This is a genomic window from Bergeyella zoohelcum ATCC 43767, from assembly GCF_000301075.1.
GTDB classification, from domain to species: Bacteria; Bacteroidota; Bacteroidia; order Flavobacteriales; family Weeksellaceae; genus Bergeyella; species Bergeyella zoohelcum.
Genome location: NZ_JH932293.1, coordinates 804362 through 829587 on the forward strand (window position 1 = coordinate 804362; position 25226 = coordinate 829587).

The following is a 25226-nucleotide window of genomic DNA, read 5'->3' on the forward strand; positions in this document are numbered from 1 at the left end:
ATATCACTTTCCGTTTTTTATGATATGATGTTTATAGACTGCATCACAAAATTTATTTTTTATTATTTTAATCACAGTTTGGCATAGTATTTTTATACACATAAGAAACTTCAATATTATGAATAAGCTATTTGTATTAGGTGCGGCTTCCATTATTCTTGCTTCGTGTGCAAGTGGGAAAATAGCACAGGATAATAGGAAAGATTTTCTTGCAATGAAAGGCGAATGGTCATTGACCAGTGTGAACTATGACTCATCAAAATTTAGTATTAAACCTTTTGATGAAGGTGCAGATATCAATTGCTGGATAGGAAGTACATGGAAACTGATTCCGAATAATTGGTCGGGTTCTTATACCTTGAATGGAGCGGGTGCTTGTCCTACACTTACGCAGCCTATAAAATTTGAAGTAAAAGATGGGAATCATTTTGTTTTCAAAAAAATAGCACAAGGTACTAAGGCAAAGCATAATACAGCAGGATATTCACTGTACTTGGTATCTAGAACCAATGATTATTTTAGTCTGAGGCAATCTGTACCTTTGGGGGGAGAAATGGTAGATGTGGTCTATAATTTCCAAAAAATCTCTAAATAATTTTTAAATATAAAATCATCTTATGAAACTGAATAAATCATATTTATTGGGCATTGGGCTTAGCTCTGCCATGATTTTTACCAGCTGTGAAGCTGTACAAAATTCTAACAATCAACAGAGGGGTACTGCCATAGGAGCAGCCTCAGGAGCAATTATCGGAGGAATACTCGGTAACAATCTCGGAAAAGGGAAAAATGCACCGCTGGGTGCTGTACTTGGTGGTGTAGTAGGAGGTGCAGCAGGAAATGTCATCGGTAGAAAAATGGATAAGCAAGCGAAAGATATTAAAGAAACACTTCCTGGGGCAGAGGTAGAAAGAGTAAATGAAGGAATTAGAGTTACTTTTTCTGAAAGCTTAATTAATTTCGCGTTTGATTCTGCTAACCTTTCCGTGGCTTCTAAACAGAATCTAGATAAAATGGCGAAAATTTTAAAAGATAATCCAGATACCAATATCAATATCTATGGGCATACAGATAGTAAAGGTTCTGATAGCTATAACCAAAAATTATCTGAAAGAAGAGCCGCTGCTGTAAAATCTTACCTCGTAGCTAAGGGGATTTCTTCCGGAAGAATGTACACCCAAGGTATGGGAGAATCTTCTCCAGTAGCTTCTAATGATACCGATGCAGGTAGAGCACAAAACCGTAGAGTAGAGTTTGCTATTACGGCAAATGAAAAAATGATTAATGAAGCAAATACTGGAAATTAAGCTTTATTGAAATTTAAAATAATAAACATCGTTTCTCTGAAAAGAAAAGCGATGTTTTTTTTGCTTTTAGTGAAGAACTTCTAGCTTTTGGAAATTGGCAAATAGTTTTTTCCTAATCTCCAATTTCTAAAATCATTGTACATTATTATTTTGCATTATATAAATTTTAATTTCTAAAAGGAGGATGCGGGAAGCAATAGGCAGTAGGTTTTTTGTCTGACCTCGTAGAGGTCATATATTTATAGCATGGAATATGATTCCATATAACATACGCCCCCGACGAGGTCGTATTATAAAACGATTTTTATTGCTAAAGATATTTGACTCCAATGGGGTCAGTACATGCAGTAGAATTTGGGCGACTGGCTTTTAGCGGATGGTGAATGGTTTTTAACGATTTGTTTTCTAATCTCCAAAATCTTTGTACTTTATACTTTGTACATTGTACAATTTCTAATTTCCAATATCTTAACTTTCATCTCTAAAATATAATTTCATGCGTTTAGTGCATCACTATGTAATTCTAAAATGAGAATTCCCTATCTTTGAGCCTGAAAAAAAAGATTGAACTTAGGGCTTTGATGATTAAAAATATTTTAATCAGCCAGTGAGATTTATCATCCAATAATCATTATATATTATTATGTTTACAGGAATTATAGAAAGTATTGGGGAAGTTGTTCGTATTGAAAAAAAGGGAAGTAATATAGATTTTACATTGAAATGCCCTTTTACGCAGGAGCTGAAAATAGACCAAAGTTTGGCACATAATGGGACTTGCCTTACTGTGGTGGCAATAGATGGAGAAGAATATACGGTTACTGCCATTAATGAAACCTTGAAAAAAACGAATCTTGGAACTTGGGAAGTGGGTACCAAAGTGAATCTGGAAAGATGTACGCAGATGAATGGAAGATTAGACGGACATATAGTGCAGGGACATGTGGATACCATAGGAATAGTAAAGTCCATTGAAGACAAGGAAGGAAGTTTTGTTTTTAGCATTGGTTATGATGCAAGTTTTGTTACTGTTCCACAAGGGTCTATTACAGTGAATGGCATTAGCCTTACCGTAGCCTACAGCGGTGAGAAAGAATTTTCAGTGGCCATCATCCCTTACACCTATGAAATGACCAATATGCATCAGCTTGCTGTAGGAGACCAAGTGAATCTTGAGTTCGATATTATAGGAAAATATGTAGCAAAACTAATGTCTGTACATGGCTGAAAAATTTAAAAAAATTACCCTTAGGAAAGATTTCTATAAGATAATGCTTGTCATTGCGGCAATCAATATCACATTTACCTTTGCATTGGCATATGCCATTTTGAATAATTCATTGGAAGAGATTAATCAATCCGAACTCCAGCGAAAAAATGACGCCATTCTAGGAGCATTAGATTACGCAGTGAGCCATGAAACTATTACCACGGAGGATATTCATACGGTGCTAAAATCTAAAATATTAGAAATTGCCGATGTGAATAAGCAGGATATTGTGATTTATGACTTAAAAGGTCAGTTTATTATTTCAAATAAACCGAATGCACAGGTAGAACAAATCAAAATTCCACCCCGATACTTAGAACAAATTATTACAAAAAAAAATAGATTAGATATCCAAGAGTATGATGAGGTACATGAAACCGAAAAGACATCTACATACTCTATTATTACTAATAATTTTTTAGAGCCTATAGGTATTGTTTATCTGCCTTATTTTCATAATTCTGATGTGTACAGTCAGTACATAAAAAAATATTTGCTTCAAGGAATTTTGGTCATCGTTTTTTTAGGGATTATATTCTACTTTGCCAGTGGCTATATGGCGAAAAAACTTACTCGTTCCATTACCCGATATACCGATAAAATACAAAAAGTAACGCTTTTTCAGGATGATTTTACCCCATTAAGATATTATAATGATGATGAACTGGGAGAACTCACCAAGGCATATAATAAAATGATACTCCAAATCCAAGAGCAAAGAGAAAGGTTGGCATTTAATGAGAAAGAAAAAGCATGGAGAGAAATGGCAAAACAGGTGGCACATGAAGTGAAAACACCGCTCACACCTATGCGACTCAGAATTCAGAATTTTGCCCAAAGATTTGACCCTTCTTTACCTGATATTAGGGAACGAGTAAATAATATGGCGAATTCGGTCATCGGGCATATTGATACCGTCTCTGCTGTGGCATCTGCTTTTTCTCAGTTTGCTCAGCTTCCCGAGAGAAAAGAAGAAGTATTTGATTTGGTACAAGAAGTGAATAATATTCTTAACCTATACAATGATGCCCCTATCCATTTTCATCATAATAAACCTAAAATAGAGATTAAAATGGATAAAGTGTACCTGCATAGAATCCTGACCAATCTTATCACCAATGCCAGAAAAGCTTCTGAAGATGCTGAACGCCCAATTATCAATGTAGATATAGAGCAAATTAATAAAAGAGTAAGAATTACGGTGGAAGATTTTGGCATCGGGATTCCTAAGGAAATGCACGAGCAAATTTTCCAGCCTAGTTTTTCTACAAAAACCAATGGTATGGGGCTGGGGCTTACCATGGTAAAAAAGATGGTAGAAGGCTACGGAGGAGAAATTTCCTTACAATCTCAAGTAGGTGTAGGAACCAAATTCTTTATCAGTCTCCCTACTAATATTTAGGCATTTTACCCTACAGTTGAGCGTCTTTGTTAACAAAAAAATAATACGAAAAAGAGTTCATATTGTGTGAAAATACCTAATTTTGTAATCAAAATAATATTAAATAATTTGACTATGAAGAAAAATTTATTCTTTGCAGCAGCTTTGGTAATGTCTTCCATCGTGTCTGCACAAACGAATCTCGTAACTAATGGCGACTTTGAAACAGGAACATTGGCACCTTGGCAAAAAGGTTGGGTAAATTCATACACTGAGCCGACTATTGATGCAAGTCATGCAAGAAGCAGTAATTTTGGTGCAGGGTATGCTAATCCATCGGCAACTACTGGTTTTTATCAGGTGGTGGATATAACACCAAGTACCCAATACACACTATCCTTTTGGTATAAAGCAACAGGAAATAAAGATGCAAGACTTTGGTCTTATTTTTATCCAACAGGAGCTACAACACCTGCTTATCTAGATTCATCTGCAGCAAATGACCCTTTAAGAAATAATAATGGTTATTTGACGCCTGCTACAGATTGGACGCAACATTCCGTAACTTTTACCTCTTTAGCAAATGTGGATAGGTTTGTTTTGGCGGTTCGTGCATATAAAAATGGTAATGCTTCATTTGATGATTTCTCTTTAGTACAAGGTACGCTTTCTACTGTAGATTTTTCAAAATCTAAATTAAGTTTAGTGAAATACACACAGGTAAGTGATGTGATAGAATTTGCAAAGGCTTCTGAAGTGAAAATCTATAACATGAATGGACAAGTGGTAAAAGAAGCTAAAGTTTCTGTGGAAGAAAAACTTTCTGTTTCTGACCTCGCTTCTGGAATGTACATCGTAACGGGAATCGTAAGCGGTGAGAAAGTATCTCAGAAAATCTTAAAAAAGTAAATGATAGAATCCTATAAGTAAAAAAGCAGCCCTTAAAAAGCTGCTTTTTTTGTTTTTTTCTAAAACATTTTCGGTTCTAAAATACTGATAGGGATGATGCACTCTTCCAAGGAAATACCCCCGTGCTGATAGGTGTTTTTATAGTAAGATACGAAATGATTATAATTTTTAGGATAAGCAAAAAAGTAGTTGTTTTTGGCAAAAATATAGCTTGAAGTAAGGTTGGATTTAGGTAAAAACAATTTTTCAGGATGTGTAACTGCCCAGACATCATCTTCTTGGTAGGTAAGACTTTTTCCTGTTTTGTATCGTATATTGGTAGAAGTTTCTCGGTCGCCTATCACGCGGCTGGGTTTTTTTACATACATAGTGCCGTGGTCTGTGGTAACCACCAGCTTAAATCCATTTTCTGCTGCTAATTTTATGATTTTTAATAAATGAGAATTTTCAAACCAGTTGAGCGTTAAGGAACGAAAGGTTTTATCATCCCGAATCAATTGGTCTACCACATGATTATCTGTTTTGGCGTGAGAAAGAATATCAATGAAATTATACACAATGGTAAGTACATCGGCATTTTTATATTGATTAAAATCTTCAAATATTTTTCTTTCAAAATCAGAATTTAATATTTTGATGTATTTAGAAACCTTTGGAGAAAGCCCCAATCGCTTGATTTGTTCTTGTAAAAAGAATTTTTCATGTTCATTTTTATTTCCTTCTTCATTGTCATTGTACCATTTATCAGGATATTTTTTTTCTATTTCACTGGGAAGTAGCCCTGCAAAGAAGCTATTCCTAGCGTATTGGGTAGCGGTGGGTAAAATGCTATAGTAATGGTCTTCAGAGGTCTTGGTGTAAAACCTTGTGAAAAGCCCTTCTATTACTTTCCACTGGTCATACCGAAGATTATCTATCATCAAGATGAGTACCTTATCATGGAGTACCAATGGTTTTATTTTTTCCTTAAAAAGGGTATGAGACATTAGGGGTTTATCATTGGAGTGGAGCCAGTTTTCATAGTTTCTTTCAATGAATTTGGCAAACTGAATATTGGCATCTTCTTTTTGAGAGTGTAATAATTCAGCGAATTCACTATCAAAAACCTTATCAAATTTAAGTTCCCAAGTGAGTAGTTTTTTATAATATTCTGCCCAGTCATCATAGGTTCTGATGTACCCTAGCTCTAAAGAAAGATTTCTAAACTCCTGCTGGTAGCTCTGGATGGTTTTTTGTTCCACTAAATTTTCTTCGTGTAGATTTTTCTTTAGCGAAAGTAAAATCTGGTTCGGATTGACGGGTTTTAGGATATAATCAGCAATTTGAGAACCGATGGCTTCCTCCATAATGTGTTCCTCTTCACTTTTGGTTACCATGACTATTTTTATGGTAGAATCTATTTTTTTAATCATCGGTATGGCCTCTAAACCAGATATCCCTGGCATATTTTCATCTAGCAGCACCAAAGCATAAGCTTCTTTTTCTATAATTTCTAATGCTTCGTTTACATTATTAATGGGGGTTATTATGTACCCTTTCTGTTCTAAGAATACGATATGAGGTTTTAGTAAATCAATTTCATCATCTATCCAGATTATTTTCCCTGCCATATACTTTTTATTTATTTGAGACTAATTTTCATCAAATGTAAGACCATTTTTGTGATTATCTTAGGGCATTCAAGTTAAAAAAGCGTTAAAAGTAAAGACTCTATTTTAAGCATACTTGCATTTTGCTCGAAACAACTTGCGGGAATTAAAATGCAACTGCATCTTGCTCGAAACAATCTGCGGGAACTTAATGTACATTGACATTTGGTTAAAACAACTTGCGGGAACTTAATGTACATTGACATTAGGCTAAAACAACTTGCGGGAGCTTAATGTACATTGACATTAGGTTAAAACAATTTGCGGGAACTTAATGTACATTGACATTAGGTTAAAACAACTTGCGGGAACTTAATGTACATTGACATTAGGTTAAAACAATCTGCGGGAACTTAATGTACATTGACATTAGGTTAAAACAACTTGCGGGAACTTAATGTACATTGACATTAGGTTAAAACAACTTGCGGGAACTTAATGTACATTGACATTAGGTTAAAACAACTTGCGGGAGCTTAATGTATATTGACATTAGGTTAAAACAACTTGCGGGAACTTAATGTATATTGACATTAGGTTAAAACAACTTGCGGGAACTTAATGTACTTTTTTTATTCATGTCTGTTTCTTACATTTGCATTATGACCATACATGAAATCATAGTACAAAGACGAAGTGTTTATCCTAAGGATTATATTGATAAGTCAATTGATAATGAACATATAGAAACCCTCCTTCATGCAGCAGATTTGGCACCGAACCATAAGAAAACGAAACCTTGGCGTTTTCGGGTTTTTAAAGGGGAGGAAAAAAGCCAACTGGCACTAGAGATGGCGAATGCTTATAAAAACAGTGTGGCTCCTGAGGATTTTTTAGAGAAAAAATACCAAGATATCATTCACAAGATAGAGCAATCAGGAGCTATAATGACCATTTCTATTCATTTTTCGGGACTCGTTCCTGCATGGGAGGAAATTGCAGCTACGGCAATGGCCGTTCAGAATATGTATCTTACCTGTACGGCATTAGAAATAGGGTGCTACTGGTCTTCCCCGAAGTTTGCTGAAAATCTGCATGACTTTTTACAGCTGGAGGATAGCCAGAAATGCTACGGACTTTTTTATTTGGGATACTATAAATAATTGAAAATGAATTTTGAAAAGGTAAGAGTTTATCATCTCCTTTATCCTGTACTTGTTATAGGGGGTGTATTTTTCTTTCTCTTGTATCATAATGCACTTTCTATTGATGGTTATGTGCAGATTCAGAAGGAAGGTTTTTTTATTTTAAACCAGCGGCTCTCGCAGCTTCCTGCTCTTCAGCATAATATTACTCAGCTGGGAGATGCTTTCGTGGTGTTTACTTTGTTTTCTTTTCTATTTATCCCTTTCCCAAGACTTTGGCAGGCATTAATTTCGGCATCCTTGATTTCATTGTTGCTTTCTAAAATTCCTAAAAACCTTTTGGATATCCCTAGGCCGTGTACAGCTTTTGGTGAGGAGCAGGTGAATATTATTGGTAAAACAGCATTGGGTTTTTCTACTTGTCCTTCTGGGCATTCCATTACCATTTTCACTTGGGTAACCTTGTTGCTTTGGGCTTTTTTGCCTAGTAAACTGGCTCCCAGATTTATTTTTGTTGTCTTTGGGTTGATACTCGGTTTGGTCATTGCATTTTCTCGAGTAGCCGTAGGGGCACATCATCCTTTGGATGTAATTATTGGTAGTAGTCTTGGGGTGTGTGCTGCGATGATTGGGATACTCATAGAGAGGAAATATCAGCTATGGAAATGGATAGGTAGTCCGAAATGGCACCCTGTTTTTCTGTTATTATTCACTTCTGGAGTCATCGTGATGCTTATTAAGCTATTTCAGGAACCTTTACCAGTGTATTTTTTAGCACTCATCAGTCTCATTTATTCTTTATATTCTGTTACAAAAAAATATTATGCTTACAAAATGGACGGGCAGGCTGCCGCTGAATAAATTTATTCTCATTATCAGTATAATGAATTTTTTATTTTTTCATTACGGATTTTTTGATTTCGTATTGAAAAACATAGATTATACCAGCTTTTTAGGGCTACTGATGGTAATCAGTTTATTGATACTCATGGTACTTGCTAATTTTTTTGCTTTTTATTTGGTACTTTTTCTCACCCGCTTTGTGGGGAAGGTTCTCCTTTCTGTTACTTTTATTCTCAGTGCAGTTTCGGTGTATTTTATTAATACTTACGGCGTCATTGTAGATGAAAGCATGATAGGGAATGTATTTAATACCAATTATGACGAATCCAGCAGTTATTTTTCCATCAAATGGATGCTGTATGTGTTGTTGATGGGAATTCTTCCATCTGTGTTTATTTTTAAAACCAAGATAGATTATCCTCGCCCTAAACGGTTTTTTAAGACTTTAGGGTTTACTTTCTTGCCTATTTTGCTCATTGTTGCACTCAATGCAAAGAATATTCTCTGGATAGATAATCATTCTAAATACCTTGGTGGGCTGGCTATGCCTTGGGCGTATTCTGTAAATACAGCACTTTATTTTACTCATAAGGCTCAAGAAAACAGAACGGAGATTCCTTTGCCCGATGCACAGATAGCAGATGATGAAAAATCGGTAATGGTATTGGTCATTGGGGAGTCTGCAAGGAGCCAAAATTTTTCCCTTTATGGCTATTCTAAAAATACCAATCCGTTGCTTTCTCAGGTACAGGGATTAAGGCATTTTCCTGCTACTTCTTGTGCTACCTATACTACAGCGGGAGTACAGTGCATTTTGTCGCATGAAAATTCTGGAGAACTCTATGAAATTTTGCCCAATTACCTCCATAGAAGTGGGGTAAATGTCATCTGGCGAACTACTAACACAGGAGAGCCTCCCGTAAAAATAGAAAAATACCAAAATGGAGATGTACTAAAGCAAAAATGCCAAGGAGAAGCGTGTGATTATGATGAAATACTGCTTACCCAGCTCAGGGAAGAGATTCTTCATTCCGATAAAAAGAAAACGCTCATTATCCTGCATACATCCACCAGCCATGGGCCACAGTACAGCAAAAAATACCCTGCCTCTTTTCAGAAATTCAGTCCGGTGTGTAATAGTGTAGAGCTGGGAAATTGTGCTCAGGAGGAACTTATCAATGCCTATGATAATACCATCGTTTATACGGATTATCTCTTGCATAAAATCATTACAGAGCTTCAGTCTTTAGAAGGATATACTTCTTCCATGATATTCGTTTCTGATCATGGAGAATCTTTGGGCGAAAAAAATCTCTACATGCACGGCCTCCCTATGACTATAGCCCCCAAGGAGCAATATGAAATTCCTTTCATTGTATGGACATCAGAAGGAGCCAAACCTATTATCCCTACTACACCGCTTACTCAAAATCATGTCTTTCACAGTGTTTTAGATTTTCTCTCTATCCGTAGTGCTGTATTTAAAAAAGAAATGAGTGTGTATAAGTAGAGAGGGTAGAGTAGGTTTTCTACATTTTGTATTTTTAGATGCTTTTAATTTTTTAGAGCTAATTTTTTAACCCTTTAACTGTTTTTTAACCGACTGCTTGTTTCTGTTAATTTCGTACTTTTGTGAAAATTTATTTTCGTGAAGAAATATCTGAAACTTTTCCGTGTGGAGCAATGGGTGAAAAATACCTTCGTTTTTTTGCCTGTATTTTTTGCAGGAAAAGTACTCCAATGGGAACTTTTAGTAGAGAGTTTCTTGGCTTTTGTCATTTTTTCTCTTACGGCAAGTGCTATTTATATCATTAATGACTATTCTGATATAGCATCGGATAGGATGCACCCCGAGAAGAAGAATCGGCCACTGGCGAGTGGTGCCATTTCTAAGCTTACCGCAAAACTATTGTTGTTAGCGTTACTCGTGGTAGTGGTAGGGCTGTGCTTTGTGGCGAAGGAATTGGTTGGCGAAGTAGTATGGAAGTTTTGCACGGTGATTGTCGCCTATTTTGTACTTAATTTGGCTTATACCTTTAAGCTAAAGCATATTGCCATCGTGGATATCAGCATTATTGCCATAGGATTCGTGCTTAGGGTTTTTGCTGGGGGCTATCTCACAGGGATTCTGGTTTCTCAGTGGGCGATACTACTCACATTTGTTTTGGCATTGGTATTAGCGATGGGAAAAAGAAGAGGGGAGCTGGTGAATGCTGCTATCTCTGGGAAATCCAGAAAAGCCTTAGACGGATACAATGTTCAGTTTGCAGACATTGCCCTCTCCATGTCCGTTACATTGGCCATTATTTCCTATCTGATGTTTACCGTACAGCCGGATGTACAAGAGAAATTCGGGAATAGAATTTTCTATACATTTATTTTTGTGGTATTTGCATTTTTAAGATATTTACAGCAAACATTGGTGTATAATAAAACCGAATCTCCTACGAAAATAGTATATAAAGACCGATATATTCAGATCACTGTACTTTTATGGGTATTCACTTTCCTCACCTTTATCTATCTGAATAAATAATGAATGATATGGAAAAAAAGCGAACGCAGAAAGTAACCAGCTGGGGAGGTTTTCCTGTGGTGGAAAAAGAAATTATCTATGAGAACTCTCTTTCAAGGCTTAAACAAATGGTTCAGCAATACAGCTCCGTAATCCCTAGAGGAAACGGAAGAAGCTATGGAGATGCTGCATTGGGAGAGCGGATGCTCAGCACGAAAAGACTCAATAAATTCATATCTTTTGATAGAATAAATGGTGTCTTAGAAACAGAATCGGGAGTTTTGCTTTCAGAAATTTTGGAAGTCGTGGTACCGCAAGGGTATTTCCTTATGGTAACACCTGGAACCAAGTTTATTTCTGTGGGCGGTGCCATCGCATCTGATGTACATGGTAAAAATCATCATGCGGAAGGTTGTTTTTCAGATAGTTTGATAGCATTTAAAATATTGACCAGTGATGGCGAAGTGAAAGAGTGTTCCCGAGATGAAAATACTTCCCTTTTTTGGACTACTGTGGGCGGAATGGGACTTACGGGACTTATTCTCTCTGCAAAATTTCAGTTAAAAAATATAGAGACTCCGTACATTCGTCAGGAAAGTATTAAGGCAGAAAACTTAGATGAAATATTTCGGCTTTTTGAAGAAAGTGAGGATTGGACTTATACCGTGGCATGGATAGATTGCCTCCAAAAAGGAGATAAAATAGGGCGTTCTATTCTTATGCGTGGTGAGCATGCTTTACGCTCGGAACTTCCTAAGTCTATGGAGGAAAAAGGGCTTAAAATACCCAAAAAGTTCAGTCCTACCGTTCCATTTTACTTCCCCAGTTTCGTGCTTAATGCTTGGAGTGTAAAAATTTTTAATTGGCTTTATTACGCTAAACAATCCAAGAAAATTGTAAAAAATTATATTGATTACGAAACTTTTTTCTATCCCTTGGACGCCATAAATCATTGGAACAAAATCTATGGAAAAAAAGGATTTATTCAGTACCAGATGGTTATTCCTAAGCGGTACGGAAAGGAAGGAATGAGAAAAATACTCAAAACAATTGCCGATAGTGGAAACGGCTCCTTTTTAGCAGTGCTAAAACTCTTTGGGAAAAATAATCCTGAAGCATTTAATGCTTTCCCGATGGAAGGATATACCCTAGCACTAGATTTTAAGGTTAATAAAAAACTGCCTAAATTAGTGCGTGCTTTAGATGATATTGTGGCAGAATATGGCGGCAGAATATATCTTACCAAAGATAGCATGAGTAGGGCAGAACTGACCAATTACCTCAAAGGTGTGGATAATGCTACCTTTGAATCATTACAAAGAAAAAGAATACTCACAGGTAAAAATTACGAAATATGATAGTGTTAGGGAGTAATTCAGATGTGGCACAGGCTTTCGTGGAGAAATGTCTTTCCGCAGGAGAGCGGTATGAAAAAATTTATCTTTTGAGTTCCAATACGCAAGAGGCGAAGAGATTTGCACAGCATATTGATGTGAAATACCTCCAAGCAAGTGAAGTATTAGAATTAGATTTGCTCCAGAAAACCAATTTTCACGCATTAGAAAATATACATAGTAACCTCTTGTTCTGTGCTACGGGCTACCTTGGAAAATCCGTAGAAGAGGGATGGCAGGATGAACAAAATACAGAGAAAATCATCACCATTAACTTTGCGAAACTAGTTCCAATACTTAATTTTTTTGCTCAAAAAATGATTAATAAAAGAGGCGGAACGATGATTGTCCTCAGTTCCGTGGCTGGGGAAAGAGGAAGGCAGAGCAACTTTATTTATGGTGCTTCCAAAGCAGCAATTACACAGTATTTATCAGGGTTGAGAAATTTTCTTTGCACTAAAAAGGTGCATGTGATGACGGTGAAGCCAGGCTTTATGGATACTAAAATGACCGAAGGAATGCCACTTAATCCGTTGCTTACCGCTTCTCCTAAACAAGCTGCAGAATGTATTTATAAAGGATATAAAAGAAAAAAAAACACCATTTTCGTACTGCCTATTTGGAGATGGATTATGCTTGTTATTAGGAATATCCCTGAATTTATCTTTAAAAAAATGAAGCTGTAACCATGAAAAGACTCTATTGTTTTGATTTTGATGGAACGCTAACGAGGAAAGATACCATGTTTGCATTCTTAAAATATTATCAGCCTCGTCAATATTATTTTCAGTTTCTCAAATTTACACCGCTATTTATTTTGGTTAAACTGAAATTAGCAGATGCCGCTAAGGTGAAACAGGGGTTTATTTCTGCTTTTCTCAAAGGAAAAAAAGAGGAAGAACTGAGACGGAAAGCACAATTTTTTTTTGAAGAGAAGCACTCTGAATTGCTCAGACCTGAGGCGGTAAAATTCATAAATCAATTGGATTTAGAACATAACAAAGGTTTGCTGGTAACGGCTTCTTTGGATATTTGGACAAAACCTTTTGCACATCATTTTAATCTTCAGCTCGTTGCTACAAGGGCAGGATTTTTTAATGGAAAGTACGCTGGTACATTTATAGGCGAAAACTGTAATGGACCAGAGAAAGTGAATAGGATTTTAAAAGAAATTCAAGGTGAAAAATTTGATAAAACCATCGCTTTTGGAGATACCAGCGGTGATGAGCCTATGCTTTCTTGGGCAGATGAGTCTTATTACCGTTATTTTAATTAAATTTGTAAAAAAAAATTATCCATGCATAAAATATATTTGGACAATGCAGCTACTACACCGCTTACGGATGAAGTGATTGCTGCGATGGTAGATTCCATGAAAACTTTTGGGAACCCTTCTTCTACCCATAGTTTTGGGCAAGAAGCAAAGACGCTTATAGAAAATGTTCGTAGGCTCATTGCAGAAGCATTAAAAGTATCACCAGGGGAAATTATTTTCACCTCCTGTGGCACGGAGAGTAATAATATGATTATCAAATCTTGTGTGAGGAATTTAGGGGTGGAAAGAATCATTACCTCTCCGATGGAGCATAAATGCGTAGCAGAGACTATACAAGAGATGAAGAACAAAGATAAGGTAGAAGTGGTTTATCTTCGTCCAGATAAAAATGGAGATATTCCTTTGGATAAATTAGAGGAGGTGCTAAAGTCTTCGGACAAAAAAACTTTGGTCTCTCTGATGCATGCCAATAATGAAATAGGAAATCTTTTAGACATTGAGAAAGTGGCTGAGATTTGTCGCGAAAATGGAGCGTTGTTCCACTCTGATACGGTACAGACGGTGGCACATCTGGATTTAGATTTTTCTAAAATTCCTCTAGATTTCGCCTCTTGCTCTGCACATAAGTTTCATGGGCCTAAAGGAGCTGGCTTTGCATTTATCCGTAAATCATCAGGACTAAAACCTTTGATTACTGGAGGAGGACAGGAAAGAAGCTTAAGAGCAGGAACAGAAAATGTTTCAGGGATAGTAGGAATGGGAAAGGCTTTGGAAAGAGGATTAGAAAAAATGAAGGAGTATGTGGCACATATTCAGGAGATTAAGAGGTATGCTATCGATGAAATAAAAGCAGCAATCCCGAATGTTCAGTTCAATGGGCATAGTGCGGATATGGAGAAAAGTCTTTATACATTGGTAAATCTGAGATTACCATTTTTTGAACCAATGATTGGTATGAAGCTGGATATGAAAGGGATCGCAGTATCTCAAGGTTCGGCGTGTTCCTCAGGGGCATCTAAGCCGTCTATGGTAATGATGATGCTTTTAGATGATGAAGAAATGAAAACCACTACCCCCCTAAGGATCTCCTTTTCGCATAGTACCACAAAGGCAGATATTGATGCACTAGTAGTAGCACTCAAGGAAATAGCGGCGGGGCGTTAATCATTATTTTGAATTACAAAAAAAGATATTCAGGTTTCATCTATGATAATGATAGATGGGATATAGAGAATGAATAGAATAATAATCGTATCTTTGGATACACAAAAAATATAAAAATGGCATTAGAAATTACAGACAATTCATTTAAAGATGTAGTATTGGCTTCAGATAAGCCAGTTTTGGTAGATTTTTGGGCAACATGGTGTGGACCATGCCGTATGTTAGCTCCTGTAGTAGAAGAGTTAGCAAATGATTTTGAAGGAAAAGCGGTAGTAGGAAAAGTGGATGTAGATAATAATCAGCAAGTATCTGTGGATTATGGTATCCGTAATATTCCTACGGTTTTGATTTTCAAAAACGGTGAGGTGGTAGATAAAGTAGTGGGAGTAGCTTCTAAGGAAGTACTTGCTGAAAAATTAAACGCTCATTTGTAAGAAAAAAAATCATACTGATTATCAATGTCTTCCATTTTGGAAGGCATTTTTTTTAATTTTTTTTGTCAAAAAATTTGCAGATTAAGAAAAAACGCTTAATTTTGCACTCACGAAAAGCGAAGAAGTTTTTTTAAGTTAGATCCGGTAGTTCAGTTGGTTAGAATGCCGCCCTGTCACGGCGGAGGTCGCGGGTTCGAGTCCCGTCCGGATCGCAAAAGATTTACAATTTTATCTTAGAAAAAATTGATCCGGTAGTTCAGTTGGTTAGAATGCCGCCCTGTCACGGCGGAGGTCGCGGGTTCGAGTCCCGTCCGGATCGCGAAAAAGCCACAAGCGAAAGTTTGTGGCTTTTTTTATTTCCTTAAATCACTATATGACTTTTGCTATTATTTTGGATGTTTGAACCAAGTACAAGAGGGGGTAGTAATTAGAATATTATAAGCTTATCCATAGTACACTATTTATAGTCTCTAAAAATGGAAAAAATGGAGAATTAAATAAGCAAATGTTTTGGATACTTCGTCAAAGTGTTTTGAAAGCTCTAAAAATCAGAGAATTTAAACAAAATAAAAGGTGTTAAGGTGAGTTCTCTTTTAAGTTAGGCGATACCAATAAAAATTCCCTATCTTTAATTAGATGGGGAATTTTTAATATTTACTTTTGGTAAACCAATCTTTTATATTTACCTCCTGCTAAATTTTGGGTATTTTTAAAAACAAATCCTGCTCTTAGGTAGAGGGCTTCTGCTTTTGGATTATTTTCATCTACTAAAAGGGTGGCTGGAGGTAAAGCATTTTCTTGGGTGTACTTTACAAGGAAATTTAATAGCTTTAGTCCAATCCCTTTTCCTTGGTGTTGAGGGCTTACGCTCAGTGTATCCAGATAAGTTTCTCCTTCACTGGTTTCATCTTCTATAGCGATGGAGGTTTTGGAGTATTTTTGGGCGTATTCTAATACGGGTTGCCTTAATTTCTGGAGGTTTTTTCCATCATAAAATACTAGGGAACCTATTACCTGCCCATCCTCTTCATAAACGAATGTATTTTGATAAGAATATTGATTGTATGTTTGTGTAAAGAGGTTTTTTAGGAAGGAAATCGCCTCGTGAGCATCTTCTTTGCCAATGAGTTTGTAAACGATGTCTTCCATTGCCTGAAACATAAGTGGTGCTACGGAATCTGCATCCTGAGGAGTGGCTTTACGGATGTTCTGTGAGCTTTCTGCTATTTTCTGTACGCGTTGCACGGAATCATTTTTATTTAAAGTTAGTCGGATGATGGAGTTTTCATGTGCTTTTAAATCATGTGGAACATGAGGAGCTAAAGCGATGAGGTCTCCTGGTTTTAATTCTAAAGTTTTTCCCTCTACACCAAAGGCAATCTGTCCTTCGATGATGTGAACTACGATGGGAAATTGCGTTTTGTGTTCTTTCATTATGGTGTTTTTGTGCATTGCGATTCGGATTTCTTTGCTAAAATCAGTATCTATGAGCACTTGAATCACAGGTCGAGCTTCATTAAATTCTAAATTAGAATAGATATTTTCTGTGTACATAAGATGTCTTTTTATATGATTGTAAATGATAGTATTTTATTTTAAAAAAGTAGAAATGAGAATGAGTATCATCAGTACAATAATGATGAGGATTTTCACTACGCCTGTATTGTCTAAGGTAAAACCACGAGATTGTTTTTCAAAAGAATGGTCATTCATTTTTTCTGTTTCTGTGGCTTCGTTTTCTAGCGTTATTTCTGGTGCTTCCCCTTCATGAATGGTAATTCCTTTTACCACGGTTTGTCTGGTGATTGCATTTTGAGCTTGAAGGATGACTTGGAATTTTCCCTCTTTAAATCCTGTGATTTTAAATGCTTTTTCACCATAGGGCGTCATAAGTCCAAAAGGGAAAATTTTTACTACATCAGCATTTTGGGTAATCCATTTTAGGGTGATTTCTTCTCCTTTTTTTATAAATGTTTTATTGGCTTCAAAAGTTTTGATGTAAGGCGGAAGAGTAGATTTAAAAGACTTTTGAGATGCTTGGAGGTTGGCTCTGTATTTTTTTCTTTTATCTGTATCTATGAGTATTTCATAGGCCTCTTGTAGTTCACGAAAACGAGCTTCAAAAAAAGGGTCATTATGATTTTTATCGGGATGATACTTTAGTGAAAGTTTTCTGTATGCTTTCTTAATTTCTTCATCCGAAGCATGTTCATCTACACCCAGAAAGTAAAAATAATTTTTCATGGTTTCAGAGACATTAATAATGGAATAAAAAACCCGAGGAAAACTCGGGCTTTTAATGATATTCAGATGGATTTATATTCCAATCACTGGCATGGAAAGCATTAAAAGATGTTCGTTTTCTTCTAGACCATCTACAGGCTCTATAATTCCTGGTCTATTGGACTGTGACATTCTCAATACGATGTCTTCAGAACGAAGCACTGCAAGCATTTCGGTTAAAAATTTAGAGCTAAACCCGATGTTAATATCTTCTCCATTGTAGTCACACGGGATTTGCATATCTGCTTTATTTGCATATTCGGTATCTTCTGCATGAAGGTGCAATATGTTTCCTGAAAGCTTAAACCTTACCTGATTGGTAGATTTATTAGACATAATAGAGGCTCTTTTGATGGAACTCAAAAGGAGGTTTCTATTAATGGTTAATACATTAGGGTTTTCTTTTGGGATTACTGCGGAGTAATTAGGATATTTTAAATCAATTAATCTACAAATCCAGATATGGTTTCCGAAAGTGAATTTCGCCATATTTTGGTTAAACTCTATTTTTACTTCTTCATCAGAGCTAGAAAGGATGTTTTTAAATATGTTCAAAGGTTTCTTTGGCATAATAAAATCCATCGGTTCCCCCGTGATATCGGTTCTTTTGTACACCACCAAACGGTGCGAATCCGTTGCTACGAAATTGGTTTCCGTTTCTCCAATTTGGAAAAGCATCCCTGTCATTACAGGTCTTAATGAGTCATTAGAGGTAGCAAAAAGCGTATTTACCAACGCTTCAGAAAGTGCATCTGAAGGCATAGTGATTTGCTGAGCGGCTTCAAAATCAGGTATAGAAGGATATTCATCTGCATTATCTAGTGCCACCAAGAAATTATCTTTCTCATCTAAAATTTCTAATACCTGCCCAGTTCCCTCTTCATTGTCCTTTACGATGAGCGTAAGTGGCTGCTCTCCATAAGTTTTAATGAAGTCTTGGAATAGTTTAGAAGGTACTGCTATTTTTCCTTGGTCTTCTGATTTTACTACGATAGAAGTTATTAATGTGGTCTCTCCATCAGAAGCCGTAATACGCAATTGTTCGCCCTCTAATTCAAAAAGGTAATTTTCTAAAATAGGTCTCGATTGGGAACCAGATATTACACCGCCCACAGTTTGAAGTGCTTTTTGCAGCTCACCACTGGATACAATAAACTTCATAATATAAAGATAATTTACGCAAATATAATAATTATTGATGAGAATAAATAATAAAAAATATTTTTTACTTTTGAAAGAGAAATAAAAACTATGAAAAAACCATCTTTAGTTCATAGCTTTCGTGTAGCATTTAGGGGGATTTTTTATGTTCTTCGTAGGGAAAGAAATTTTCAGATTCATAGCTTTGCATTGGTGGTGAATGGGGGGCTCATTTACTATTTTCCCATGAGTACTATGGAGATAGGTGTTATTTTGTTTTGTTGCGGACTGGTACTGGCATTAGAGCTGATGAATACCTCTATAGAAGCAATCTGTGATTATATTCATCCGAATTTTGATGCTAAAATTGGTGTCATCAAGGATATGAGTGCAGGAGCGGTACTTTTGGCTACGCTTTTCTCCATTGTTATTGGTGTGCTTATTTATTTGCCATATATTAATGATGTGTTTTAGATAGAATAACCCTTGATTGATTATTCAAAAAAAGCTGCCCGGGAAGGACAGCTTTATGGTATGACCAATGTGTTAAAAAAATCTCCAATAGTTTTCCTCGTATGATTTTGTAAACTCTTTCATGCATTTGGATGAAGTAATCTTTACATTTACAGATTTTATGCCTTTTGTTTTGCTAAAAGGAAATTGCGGAGTAGGCATGGTGGAGTTTTTCACTTCGCCATCAAAATAAGTAGTTTTCCATTGGAAGTGGAAATTGGTATTCAATTCATTAGGGTAAAAATTAACCGTGGTATCCGAGGTTTTTACTTCAGTATAGTTGTAAGTGGTGATATCACAGTTTTCTTTATTGCTAGAAGAATTATTATTAGTCACATTAGCTGAAGCTGTAGAACCGATGTCTATGCTTTTAGAGCATTGGGCTATGCCATCTGAAGTGAGTACCGTAGCAGAGATGATTTGTCTCCCAGAAGTACCTGCTTTAAGCTGAATAGCACTTTTTTTCGTGTCTGAAACAATGGCTGCATTTCCTCCAATGGTTACCCAAAGATGACAGTCAGTACATTGTCCAGTTGCTTTGGTAACCGTGTAAGTTTCTTCCACATTGGGCTGAATGGAAGATTTTCCCTCAATAGTACATTGAGAATAAGCCAAATGTGCCATTGTAATGGCAAAAAATAATCCTAATTTTTTCATATTGAATTGGGTTTAATAGTTATACCTGAATCACACCTAAATTAAACTTCTCGGTAATAGGAGCATGATTTGCCGCTTCTATTCCCATGGAAATCCATTTTCTGGTGTCCTCTGGATGGATGATGGCATCCGTCCAAAGTCTTGCTGCCGAGTAGGTGGCTTCGGTTTGTTTTTGATATTTCTTGGAAATGGTATCTAAGATTTCCTGATGCTCTTCTTCAGAAATTTCCTTTCCTTGTTTTCTGAGTGTAGCTTCTTGGATTTGTGCCAAAACTTTTGCGGCTTGAGCTCCTCCCATTACTGCCAATTCTGCCCATGGCCATGCCACGATGAGTCTCGGGTCATAGGCCTTTCCACACATGGCATAGTTTCCTGCCCCGAAAGAATTTCCTGTAATCACTGTAAATTTGGGTACTACCGAATTGGATACGGCATTCACCATCTTTGCACCGTCTTTGATGATGCCTCCGTGTTCAGATTTAGAGCCTACCATGAATCCTGTAACATCTTGTAAAAAGAGCAGTGGAATTTTTCTTTGGTTACAATTAGCGATGAATCGGGTGGCTTTATCCGCAGAATCCGAGTAGATGACCCCTCCGAATTGCATTTCTCCTTTTCCGCTTTTTACCATTTTTCTTTGGTTGGCCACGATGCCTACACTCCAGCCGTCTATCCTTGCCGTAGCACAAATGATGGTTTTTCCATAGTCGGGCTTATATTCTTCGAATTCAGAATTATCTACCAAGCATTTGATGATTTCATAAGTGTCATACTGCTCTGCTCTTGAAATAGGCATAATTCCAAAAATATCTGAAGGGTTTACTGCGGGAGGGCGACTTTCAATGCGGTCAAAACCTGCTTTTTCATAATCGCCTATAGAACGCATGATGGTTTTTATTCGGTCTAGAGCGTCTTTATCATCTTTGGCTTTGTAGTCTGTAACGCCCGAAATAGAGCAGTGGGTAGTAGCACCTCCCAAAGTTTCATTGTCTATACTTTCGCCAATAGCAGCTTTTACTAAATAACTTCCTGCTAGGAAAATAGAGCCCGTTTTATCCACAATCATGGCTTCATCGCTCATAATGGGCAGGTAAGCACCTCCTGCTACGCAACTTCCCATTACAGCAGAAATTTGTATGATGCCCATGGAACTCATTTTGGCATTGTTTCTAAAGATTCTTCCGAAATGCTCTTTATCTGGAAAAATTTCATCTTGCATAGGGAGATAAACACCCGCCGAATCTACTAAGTAGATGATAGGTAAACGGTTTTCCATCGCAATTTCTTGGGCTCTTAGATTTTTCTTTCCCGTGATTGGGAACCACGCACCTGCCTTTACTGAAGCATCATTGGCCACTACGATGCATTGTTTTCCAGAGATATATCCCATGACTACTACCACACCACCAGAAGGGCATCCGCCGTGTTCTTCGTACATTTCATACCCTGCAAAACCGCCTATTTCTATAGATGGTGCTTTGCTATCTAGGAGGTATTCTATTCTTTCCCTAGCGGTCATTTTTCCTTCTTGACGAAGTTTTTCGAGGCGTTTTTCTCCTCCCCCTTTTTTTATTTTGCTAAAAATCCCGTTGATTTCCGATAGTTTTAATCGGTTGGCGTCTTCTCTCTTATTGAATTCTAAATCCATATTCTTCCTGAAAAATTACGCAATAAAGATAAGGTTTTTCAGTTACATAGGAAAATGTGTGTAAGGATATGCTCAATTTGCAAGTATAATCCCTTTCACTAATCCATACGAAGTAACTCATATCCTACGATATAATTTCCTACGGTGGAATAGGAAATGATGCCCTCCTGTTGGTTAGATTTTAGGAACCAGTCGTTCAGTTGGGAAAAGAAAGTATTGAGTTGCCCTGCGTATTGCTGAGAGAATTGTCTTTTGGTATCCATGTCTTTTAATACTTTGGGATGGATATTTTGCTTTATTTCTTCTCTTATTTTTTCATCCTTTATCATAGCAACTACATAGGAAATTGCTTGAAGATAGGCACTGTATGCTAAGAAAGCATCATTACTTTGGGTAGCGTAGAGATAGCCTACAAAACTGGCTTCGCCTTCTCTTGCTACGCCCATTTGGTGTGCCATTTCGTGGGCAGCGGTGAAAGGGAGAGCTACGGAGGGGAGGTTCCTGTTTATATTCGCTTCGGCAGTAAATGGATTATAATAGCCCCATACCCCTAAATAACTAAGAATGGGCGTATAGAGGGAAGTTTTTACATGAGGGATAGAAATATTGTATTGTTCTGATGGAGGAAGGTTTTTTTTCTGTTGGTGGAGGATAGAATGAGCTGATTTTTTGATGATTTCCTCTGGAGGATTATGGAACTCTTCTTCAGAGATTTGTTGCCGAAGCGTATTGGCATTGAAAATAATTTTTTTGGCTACAGATTTTATTTCTTCATCAGTGAATTTTTGTAGGTAAATATTTTTATCTATAGGAGGATGCTGATAGCGTATTCCCCAAAATATTTGGTACAAAAGACTAAAAATAATCAGGGAGAGGAGAAAAAGATTCATCCGCCGCCAAGACCACTTTTTGCACTGAAGTATCATCCAAATGATAAGCCCCATTCCTAATAAGAGATAAAAAATATCTCCCCAAGGAAAATTCTGTCTGCTGAAAATGGCCATATGGACATACTTCTGCTTTTCAAAAAATACATTGAAAGTTTGGAGCAGTTTAGGGAACTGAGGAAGAAACTGGAAAAACAACATCTGAACGATGAAAATCATTGTCCAAAATATTGTTATCCGAATTTGTTTTTTATTTCCCGCCATAGGATTTATTTCTTTTCCTCCAAGGAAAGCCCTTGTTTAGCTAAAATTTTGGGTACTACTAAAGCGTAAAATGCTAAGTACGCAAAACATAATATCCCTACGATATAGCTAAAATGGATATTGGTAAGGTCTGCTAAATAGCCTTGGAACCAGCTCACTATCCCGCCTCCCATAATCATCATGATGAGAAAACTGGAGCCTTGGTTGGTATATTTTCCTAATCCATTGATGGCTAAAGCAAAAATACATGGCCATAGGGTAGAGCAGAAAAGTCCTACGCTGGTAAAGGCATATACGGAAGTCATTCCCGTGGTAAGCATTCCAGTAGCCAATGCTATAATCCCCATCATTGAAAAGATAAAAAGCATTCTTGCAGGGTTTCCTTTACTGGCCATATCTGCCACGATGAGTACCAAGATGACTACTGCATAGGGATAAAAATTGTTTAAATCATGGTCTGCAATGAAATTGACCAATAGAAATACTGAGAAAGCCAAATAGGGAGCGAGGAATTGTAAGAATTTTTTCATCCCCCCTTTTACATCAAATGCTTCTATAGCTCCGCCCCATCTCCCAATCATCATAGAAGCCCAGTACAATGAAATATAAGGAGCGATATCTTTCGTCTGAAATCCTAGCACTTTTTCCATATAGTCTGGCAGGTTACTGGCGGTGGAAACTTCCACTCCCACATAGAGGAAGATACCTATCATCCCTAAAATCAGTTGAGGGTATTGGAATGCCGAAGTTCTGGCTACCGAATGTTGCACTTCTTTTTCCTCTTCAATGACTGCTGTTACTTGCGGAAGTTTTGAAAATTTTATTAAAATAGCTACAATGATAAACGCCGCACCTAGACTGAGGTAAGGGATTTTCACGCTTTCTATACTCGCTTCGGTGTTTCCTGAACTCACCGCACCGAAAATGGCAAAAGAGACAATGAGTGGACCTATGGTAGTACCCAGATTATTCACGCCTCCTGCTAAGGTAAGTCTCTGGGCTCCCGTTTCTTTTGGACCTAAAGCAATGGCAAGCGGATTGGCCACGATTTGCTGTAATGAAAAGCCTAATCCTACAATGAAAAGTCCCGAAATCATCAGTACAAAAGAGCCTGTATTGGCAGCAGGATAAAATAATAGCGTACCGAGTGCTGAAATGATGAGACCGTAAATCAGTCCATTTTTGTATCCTATCTTATTGATTACATCTACTTTTATCGCCTTAGAAATGAAAAGGTAAACCAAAGACCCTACTGTGTAGGCAATGTAAAATGCCAATGCTACCAGCTGACTTTGGCTTTGCGTGAGATGAAATGCTTTTTTGAATACGGGAATTAAAATATCATTACTTGCTGCTACAAATCCCCAAAAGAAAAAAACGGAAACAAGGGGAATGAACTGTCCCCAATGAGTGGTTTTAGTGGATGCCATATTTTTTTGAATAGTGAACAAATGTAATTATTTTTTAGGAGCTTATGCTAAATAATTTTTGAATTTTTGATGGGCAGGAGGAAGTTGGCTAGGCTTTGTATAATTTTAAATGGTTTGAAGTGGTTTGAAATGGTTTGAGATGGTTTGAAATTTCAAATTTTATCAAACTTTCAAACAATTTCAAATCTCAAATGGCCTTTAGCCCTCTAACTTCTAATCTCTAACCTCTAACTTCCATCATCATACATAATAAACTTCTAAAACTTTTTTCATTCTGTGGAAAGCCTCTGTTTTCAGCGTTTCGGCGTTTGTATTGGGGGGTAAAATACCATGAAAATGCACTTTTATTTTACCAGGGTAACCTTTCTTGTTATCGAAAGGAAACATTTCCTTTAGTCCTTGGAATGTGTACACGGCAATCGGGATTTGATGTTCCGAAGCTATTTTAAATGCTCCTTCTTTAAAGGGAGCTAGGATTACAGAAGTATCATCAGGAACGCCTCCTTCTGGAAAGATAACTAGGCTTTGCCCATTTTTTATTTTCTGTGCAGCTAATGGATACACCCTTGCTCGGCTTTTAATGTTCCCTCTATCCACCGTGATACATATTCTTTTATAGATAAGCCCGAATATAGGAATTTTTGCCAGTTCCGCTTTGCCGATAAAACATATAGGATGGTGTGGGTGCAAGATACTCATCAGCATAATATCCATGATGGAAGTATGATTGGCAATGAGAATATAATTCTGCTTTCTGTCCAGCTGTTGCCCCGTTGTATTCATGAGTTGGTACCTAAACCCCATGCCATAAAAAAGGATATAGCACCAAAGACGAATAAATATATAGGCTTTCGGGAAATCTTTTGGGCGGATGGAAAAGAGTAGGGTAAAAGGCCCCAAAAGGAGGATGAGCAGAAAAGCTAAAAGGACGAACCATGCCCTCCATAGGTAATTGCATAGCGTGGTGAACAGCTTCATTCTTAAAAATATTAAGTGGATATTTTTCAATAGGAAACAAAAATAATAAAAATTGGCAGATAGCGATTGGTAAATGGCGATTAGCAAATAGCAAAATATTTAATAAAACATTTTGCCAAAGTACATGTAAATGTACATTAAGTCCCTGCAGATTGTTTCGGCAAAATGTAAGTGTACATTAAGTTCCTGCAGATTGTTT

At 36.9% G+C, this 25226-nt stretch carries 24 protein-coding genes, 2 tRNA genes and 1 pseudogene; 17 read left to right on the forward strand and 10 right to left on the reverse strand.

The window, feature by feature from the left end:
• The first annotated feature begins 118 nt into the window (after positions 1–118).
• The 5 genes from HMPREF9699_RS03735 to HMPREF9699_RS03755 all read left to right on the forward strand — a co-directional run bounded on the left by HMPREF9699_RS03735 (position 119) and on the right by HMPREF9699_RS03755 (position 4867).
• On the forward strand, positions 119–595 hold the full coding sequence (locus HMPREF9699_RS03735) for a hypothetical protein (protein ID WP_002662532.1): 477 nt from the start codon (positions 119–121) through the stop codon (positions 593–595).
• Positions 596–617: 22 nt separating this feature from the next.
• Positions 618–1307 (forward strand): OmpA family protein, encoded by a 690-nt coding sequence (locus tag HMPREF9699_RS03740; protein WP_002662533.1) that lies wholly within the window; start codon positions 618–620, stop codon positions 1305–1307.
• A 643-nt stretch (positions 1308–1950) separates the two neighbouring features.
• Positions 1951–2535 (forward strand): riboflavin synthase, encoded by a 585-nt coding sequence (locus tag HMPREF9699_RS03745; RefSeq protein ID WP_002662535.1) that lies wholly within the window; start codon positions 1951–1953, stop codon positions 2533–2535.
• The gene (locus HMPREF9699_RS03750; RefSeq protein WP_002662536.1) at positions 2528–3979 is read left to right on the forward strand and encodes a sensor histidine kinase; all 1452 of its coding nucleotides are present in this window, start codon (positions 2528–2530) and stop codon (positions 3977–3979) included. The genes HMPREF9699_RS03745 and HMPREF9699_RS03750 overlap by 8 nt, the downstream gene beginning before the upstream one ends.
• Before the next feature lie 114 nt (positions 3980–4093).
• Positions 4094–4867 carry a T9SS type A sorting domain-containing protein gene (locus HMPREF9699_RS03755; protein WP_002662538.1) on the forward strand — a complete coding sequence of 258 codons (774 nt, stop codon included), beginning with the start codon at positions 4094–4096 and terminating at the stop codon, positions 4865–4867.
• A gap of 59 nt (positions 4868–4926) precedes the next feature.
• Here the strand turns inward: HMPREF9699_RS03755 and porX are convergent, their stop codons facing one another.
• Positions 4927–6477 (reverse strand): T9SS response regulator signal transducer PorX, encoded by a 1551-nt coding sequence (gene porX, locus HMPREF9699_RS03760; RefSeq protein ID WP_002662540.1) that lies wholly within the window; start codon positions 6475–6477, stop codon positions 4927–4929.
• 641 nt (positions 6478–7118) lie between these two features.
• Here porX and HMPREF9699_RS03765 point away from each other — a divergent pair.
• The 11 genes from HMPREF9699_RS03765 (at position 7119) to HMPREF9699_RS03815 (ending at position 15546) form a co-directional block, all read left to right on the forward strand.
• Positions 7119–7619, forward strand: a complete 501-nt coding sequence (locus HMPREF9699_RS03765) for a nitroreductase family protein (protein ID WP_002662542.1) — start codon at positions 7119–7121, stop codon at positions 7617–7619.
• A 6-nt stretch (positions 7620–7625) separates the two neighbouring features.
• Positions 7626–8462 carry a phosphatase PAP2 family protein gene (locus HMPREF9699_RS03770; RefSeq protein WP_002662543.1) on the forward strand — a complete coding sequence of 279 codons (837 nt, stop codon included), beginning with the start codon at positions 7626–7628 and terminating at the stop codon, positions 8460–8462.
• Positions 8425–9954 (forward strand): phosphoethanolamine--lipid A transferase EptA, encoded by a 1530-nt coding sequence (gene eptA / locus HMPREF9699_RS03775; RefSeq protein ID WP_002662544.1) that lies wholly within the window; start codon positions 8425–8427, stop codon positions 9952–9954. The genes HMPREF9699_RS03770 and eptA overlap by 38 nt, the downstream gene beginning before the upstream one ends.
• 138 nt (positions 9955–10092) lie before the next feature.
• Positions 10093–10980, forward strand: coding sequence for a UbiA prenyltransferase family protein (locus HMPREF9699_RS03780; protein WP_002662545.1), 888 nt, complete (start codon positions 10093–10095; stop codon positions 10978–10980).
• Between the two features lie 8 nt (positions 10981–10988).
• Positions 10989–12317: an FAD-binding oxidoreductase gene (locus HMPREF9699_RS03785; RefSeq protein WP_002662546.1), complete on the forward strand. Its 1329-nt coding sequence runs from the start codon at positions 10989–10991 to the stop codon at positions 12315–12317.
• Positions 12314–13039, forward strand: coding sequence for an SDR family NAD(P)-dependent oxidoreductase (locus HMPREF9699_RS03790; RefSeq protein ID WP_002662547.1), 726 nt, complete (start codon positions 12314–12316; stop codon positions 13037–13039). The genes HMPREF9699_RS03785 and HMPREF9699_RS03790 overlap by 4 nt, the downstream gene beginning before the upstream one ends.
• A 2-nt stretch (positions 13040–13041) precedes the next feature.
• On the forward strand, positions 13042–13629 hold the full coding sequence (locus HMPREF9699_RS03795) for an HAD-IB family hydrolase (RefSeq protein ID WP_002662548.1): 588 nt from the start codon (positions 13042–13044) through the stop codon (positions 13627–13629).
• 21 nt (positions 13630–13650) lie between these two features.
• A complete protein-coding gene (locus tag HMPREF9699_RS03800) occupies positions 13651–14793 on the forward strand; it encodes a cysteine desulfurase family protein (protein WP_002662549.1) in 1143 nt (380 codons plus the stop codon).
• A gap of 116 nt (positions 14794–14909) precedes the next feature.
• On the forward strand, positions 14910–15227 hold the full coding sequence (trxA, locus tag HMPREF9699_RS03805) for a thioredoxin (protein WP_002662550.1): 318 nt from the start codon (positions 14910–14912) through the stop codon (positions 15225–15227).
• 138 nt (positions 15228–15365) lie between these two features.
• A tRNA-Asp gene (locus HMPREF9699_RS03810) sits at positions 15366–15439 on the forward strand.
• A 33-nt stretch (positions 15440–15472) separates the two neighbouring features.
• Positions 15473–15546: transfer RNA gene (locus HMPREF9699_RS03815), tRNA-Asp, on the forward strand.
• A gap of 335 nt (positions 15547–15881) precedes the next feature.
• Here the strand turns inward: HMPREF9699_RS03815 and HMPREF9699_RS11410 are convergent.
• The 4 genes and pseudogenes from HMPREF9699_RS11410 to dnaN form a co-directional block, all read right to left on the reverse strand.
• Positions 15882–16388: a GNAT family N-acetyltransferase gene (locus tag HMPREF9699_RS11410; RefSeq protein ID WP_051008217.1), complete on the reverse strand. Its 507-nt coding sequence runs from the start codon at positions 16386–16388 to the stop codon at positions 15882–15884.
• 120 nt (positions 16389–16508) lie between these two features.
• Positions 16509–16781: pseudogene (locus HMPREF9699_RS11415) on the reverse strand (AraC family ligand binding domain-containing protein); the annotation flags it as partial.
• A 36-nt stretch (positions 16782–16817) separates the two neighbouring features.
• Positions 16818–17471: a J domain-containing protein gene (locus tag HMPREF9699_RS03825; RefSeq protein WP_002662552.1), complete on the reverse strand. Its 654-nt coding sequence runs from the start codon at positions 17469–17471 to the stop codon at positions 16818–16820.
• A gap of 72 nt (positions 17472–17543) precedes the next feature.
• Complete coding sequence (gene dnaN / locus HMPREF9699_RS03830; RefSeq protein ID WP_002662554.1) at positions 17544–18671, reverse strand: DNA polymerase III subunit beta; 1128 nt, start codon at positions 18669–18671, stop codon at positions 17544–17546.
• Between the two features lie 90 nt (positions 18672–18761).
• On the opposite strand from dnaN, the gene HMPREF9699_RS03835 reads away from it, so the two are divergent.
• A complete protein-coding gene (locus HMPREF9699_RS03835) occupies positions 18762–19124 on the forward strand; it encodes a diacylglycerol kinase family protein (RefSeq protein ID WP_002662556.1) in 363 nt (120 codons plus the stop codon).
• 72 nt (positions 19125–19196) lie between these two features.
• Here the strand turns inward: HMPREF9699_RS03835 and HMPREF9699_RS03840 are convergent, their stop codons facing one another.
• The 5 genes from HMPREF9699_RS03840 to HMPREF9699_RS03860 form a co-directional block, all read right to left on the reverse strand.
• Complete coding sequence (locus tag HMPREF9699_RS03840; protein WP_002662558.1) at positions 19197–19820, reverse strand: hypothetical protein; 624 nt, start codon at positions 19818–19820, stop codon at positions 19197–19199.
• A gap of 19 nt (positions 19821–19839) precedes the next feature.
• On the reverse strand, positions 19840–21468 hold the full coding sequence (locus HMPREF9699_RS03845) for an acyl-CoA carboxylase subunit beta (RefSeq protein WP_002662559.1): 1629 nt from the start codon (positions 21466–21468) through the stop codon (positions 19840–19842).
• Positions 21469–21566: 98 nt separating this feature from the next.
• Complete coding sequence (locus tag HMPREF9699_RS03850) at positions 21567–22619, reverse strand: DUF3810 domain-containing protein (protein WP_002662561.1); 1053 nt, start codon at positions 22617–22619, stop codon at positions 21567–21569.
• Between the two features lie 5 nt (positions 22620–22624).
• A complete protein-coding gene (locus tag HMPREF9699_RS03855; RefSeq protein WP_034985528.1) occupies positions 22625–24049 on the reverse strand; it encodes an MFS transporter in 1425 nt (474 codons plus the stop codon).
• A gap of 240 nt (positions 24050–24289) precedes the next feature.
• Positions 24290–25027, reverse strand: coding sequence for a lysophospholipid acyltransferase family protein (locus HMPREF9699_RS03860; protein ID WP_002662563.1), 738 nt, complete (start codon positions 25025–25027; stop codon positions 24290–24292).
• Positions 25028–25226 lie beyond the last annotated feature (199 nt).

What these genes read in the sequence shown, in the direction of transcription:
- HMPREF9699_RS03860 (WP_002662563.1), bottom strand. Translation starts at nt 25,027, where the DNA reads ATGAAGCTGTTCACCACGCTATGCAATTACCTATGGAGGGCATGGTTC.
- HMPREF9699_RS03770 (WP_002662543.1), top strand. Translation starts at nt 7,626, where the DNA reads ATGAATTTTGAAAAGGTAAGAGTTTATCATCTCCTTTATCCTGTACTT.
- trxA (WP_002662550.1), top strand. Translation starts at nt 14,910, where the DNA reads ATGGCATTAGAAATTACAGACAATTCATTTAAAGATGTAGTATTGGCT.
- HMPREF9699_RS03850 (WP_002662561.1), bottom strand. Translation starts at nt 22,619, where the DNA reads ATGGCGGGAAATAAAAAACAAATTCGGATAACAATATTTTGGACAATG.
- HMPREF9699_RS03765 (WP_002662542.1), top strand. Translation starts at nt 7,119, where the DNA reads ATGACCATACATGAAATCATAGTACAAAGACGAAGTGTTTATCCTAAG.
- eptA (WP_002662544.1), top strand. Translation starts at nt 8,425, where the DNA reads ATGCTTACAAAATGGACGGGCAGGCTGCCGCTGAATAAATTTATTCTC.
- HMPREF9699_RS03845 (WP_002662559.1), bottom strand. Translation starts at nt 21,468, where the DNA reads ATGGATTTAGAATTCAATAAGAGAGAAGACGCCAACCGATTAAAACTA.
- HMPREF9699_RS03755 (WP_002662538.1), top strand. Translation starts at nt 4,094, where the DNA reads ATGAAGAAAAATTTATTCTTTGCAGCAGCTTTGGTAATGTCTTCCATC.
- HMPREF9699_RS03750 (WP_002662536.1), top strand. Translation starts at nt 2,528, where the DNA reads ATGGCTGAAAAATTTAAAAAAATTACCCTTAGGAAAGATTTCTATAAG.
- porX (WP_002662540.1), bottom strand. Translation starts at nt 6,477, where the DNA reads ATGGCAGGGAAAATAATCTGGATAGATGATGAAATTGATTTACTAAAA.
- HMPREF9699_RS03785 (WP_002662546.1), top strand. Translation starts at nt 10,989, where the DNA reads ATGGAAAAAAAGCGAACGCAGAAAGTAACCAGCTGGGGAGGTTTTCCT.
- HMPREF9699_RS03840 (WP_002662558.1), bottom strand. Translation starts at nt 19,820, where the DNA reads ATGAAAAAATTAGGATTATTTTTTGCCATTACAATGGCACATTTGGCT.
- HMPREF9699_RS03740 (WP_002662533.1), top strand. Translation starts at nt 618, where the DNA reads ATGAAACTGAATAAATCATATTTATTGGGCATTGGGCTTAGCTCTGCC.
- HMPREF9699_RS03745 (WP_002662535.1), top strand. Translation starts at nt 1,951, where the DNA reads ATGTTTACAGGAATTATAGAAAGTATTGGGGAAGTTGTTCGTATTGAA.
- dnaN (WP_002662554.1), bottom strand. Translation starts at nt 18,671, where the DNA reads ATGAAGTTTATTGTATCCAGTGGTGAGCTGCAAAAAGCACTTCAAACT.
- HMPREF9699_RS03825 (WP_002662552.1), bottom strand. Translation starts at nt 17,471, where the DNA reads ATGAAAAATTATTTTTACTTTCTGGGTGTAGATGAACATGCTTCGGAT.
- HMPREF9699_RS03795 (WP_002662548.1), top strand. Translation starts at nt 13,042, where the DNA reads ATGAAAAGACTCTATTGTTTTGATTTTGATGGAACGCTAACGAGGAAA.
- HMPREF9699_RS11410 (WP_051008217.1), bottom strand. Translation starts at nt 16,388, where the DNA reads ATGTTTCAGGCAATGGAAGACATCGTTTACAAACTCATTGGCAAAGAA.
- HMPREF9699_RS03790 (WP_002662547.1), top strand. Translation starts at nt 12,314, where the DNA reads ATGATAGTGTTAGGGAGTAATTCAGATGTGGCACAGGCTTTCGTGGAG.
- HMPREF9699_RS03735 (WP_002662532.1), top strand. Translation starts at nt 119, where the DNA reads ATGAATAAGCTATTTGTATTAGGTGCGGCTTCCATTATTCTTGCTTCG.
- HMPREF9699_RS03835 (WP_002662556.1), top strand. Translation starts at nt 18,762, where the DNA reads ATGAAAAAACCATCTTTAGTTCATAGCTTTCGTGTAGCATTTAGGGGG.
- HMPREF9699_RS03855 (WP_034985528.1), bottom strand. Translation starts at nt 24,049, where the DNA reads ATGGCATCCACTAAAACCACTCATTGGGGACAGTTCATTCCCCTTGTT.
- HMPREF9699_RS03800 (WP_002662549.1), top strand. Translation starts at nt 13,651, where the DNA reads ATGCATAAAATATATTTGGACAATGCAGCTACTACACCGCTTACGGAT.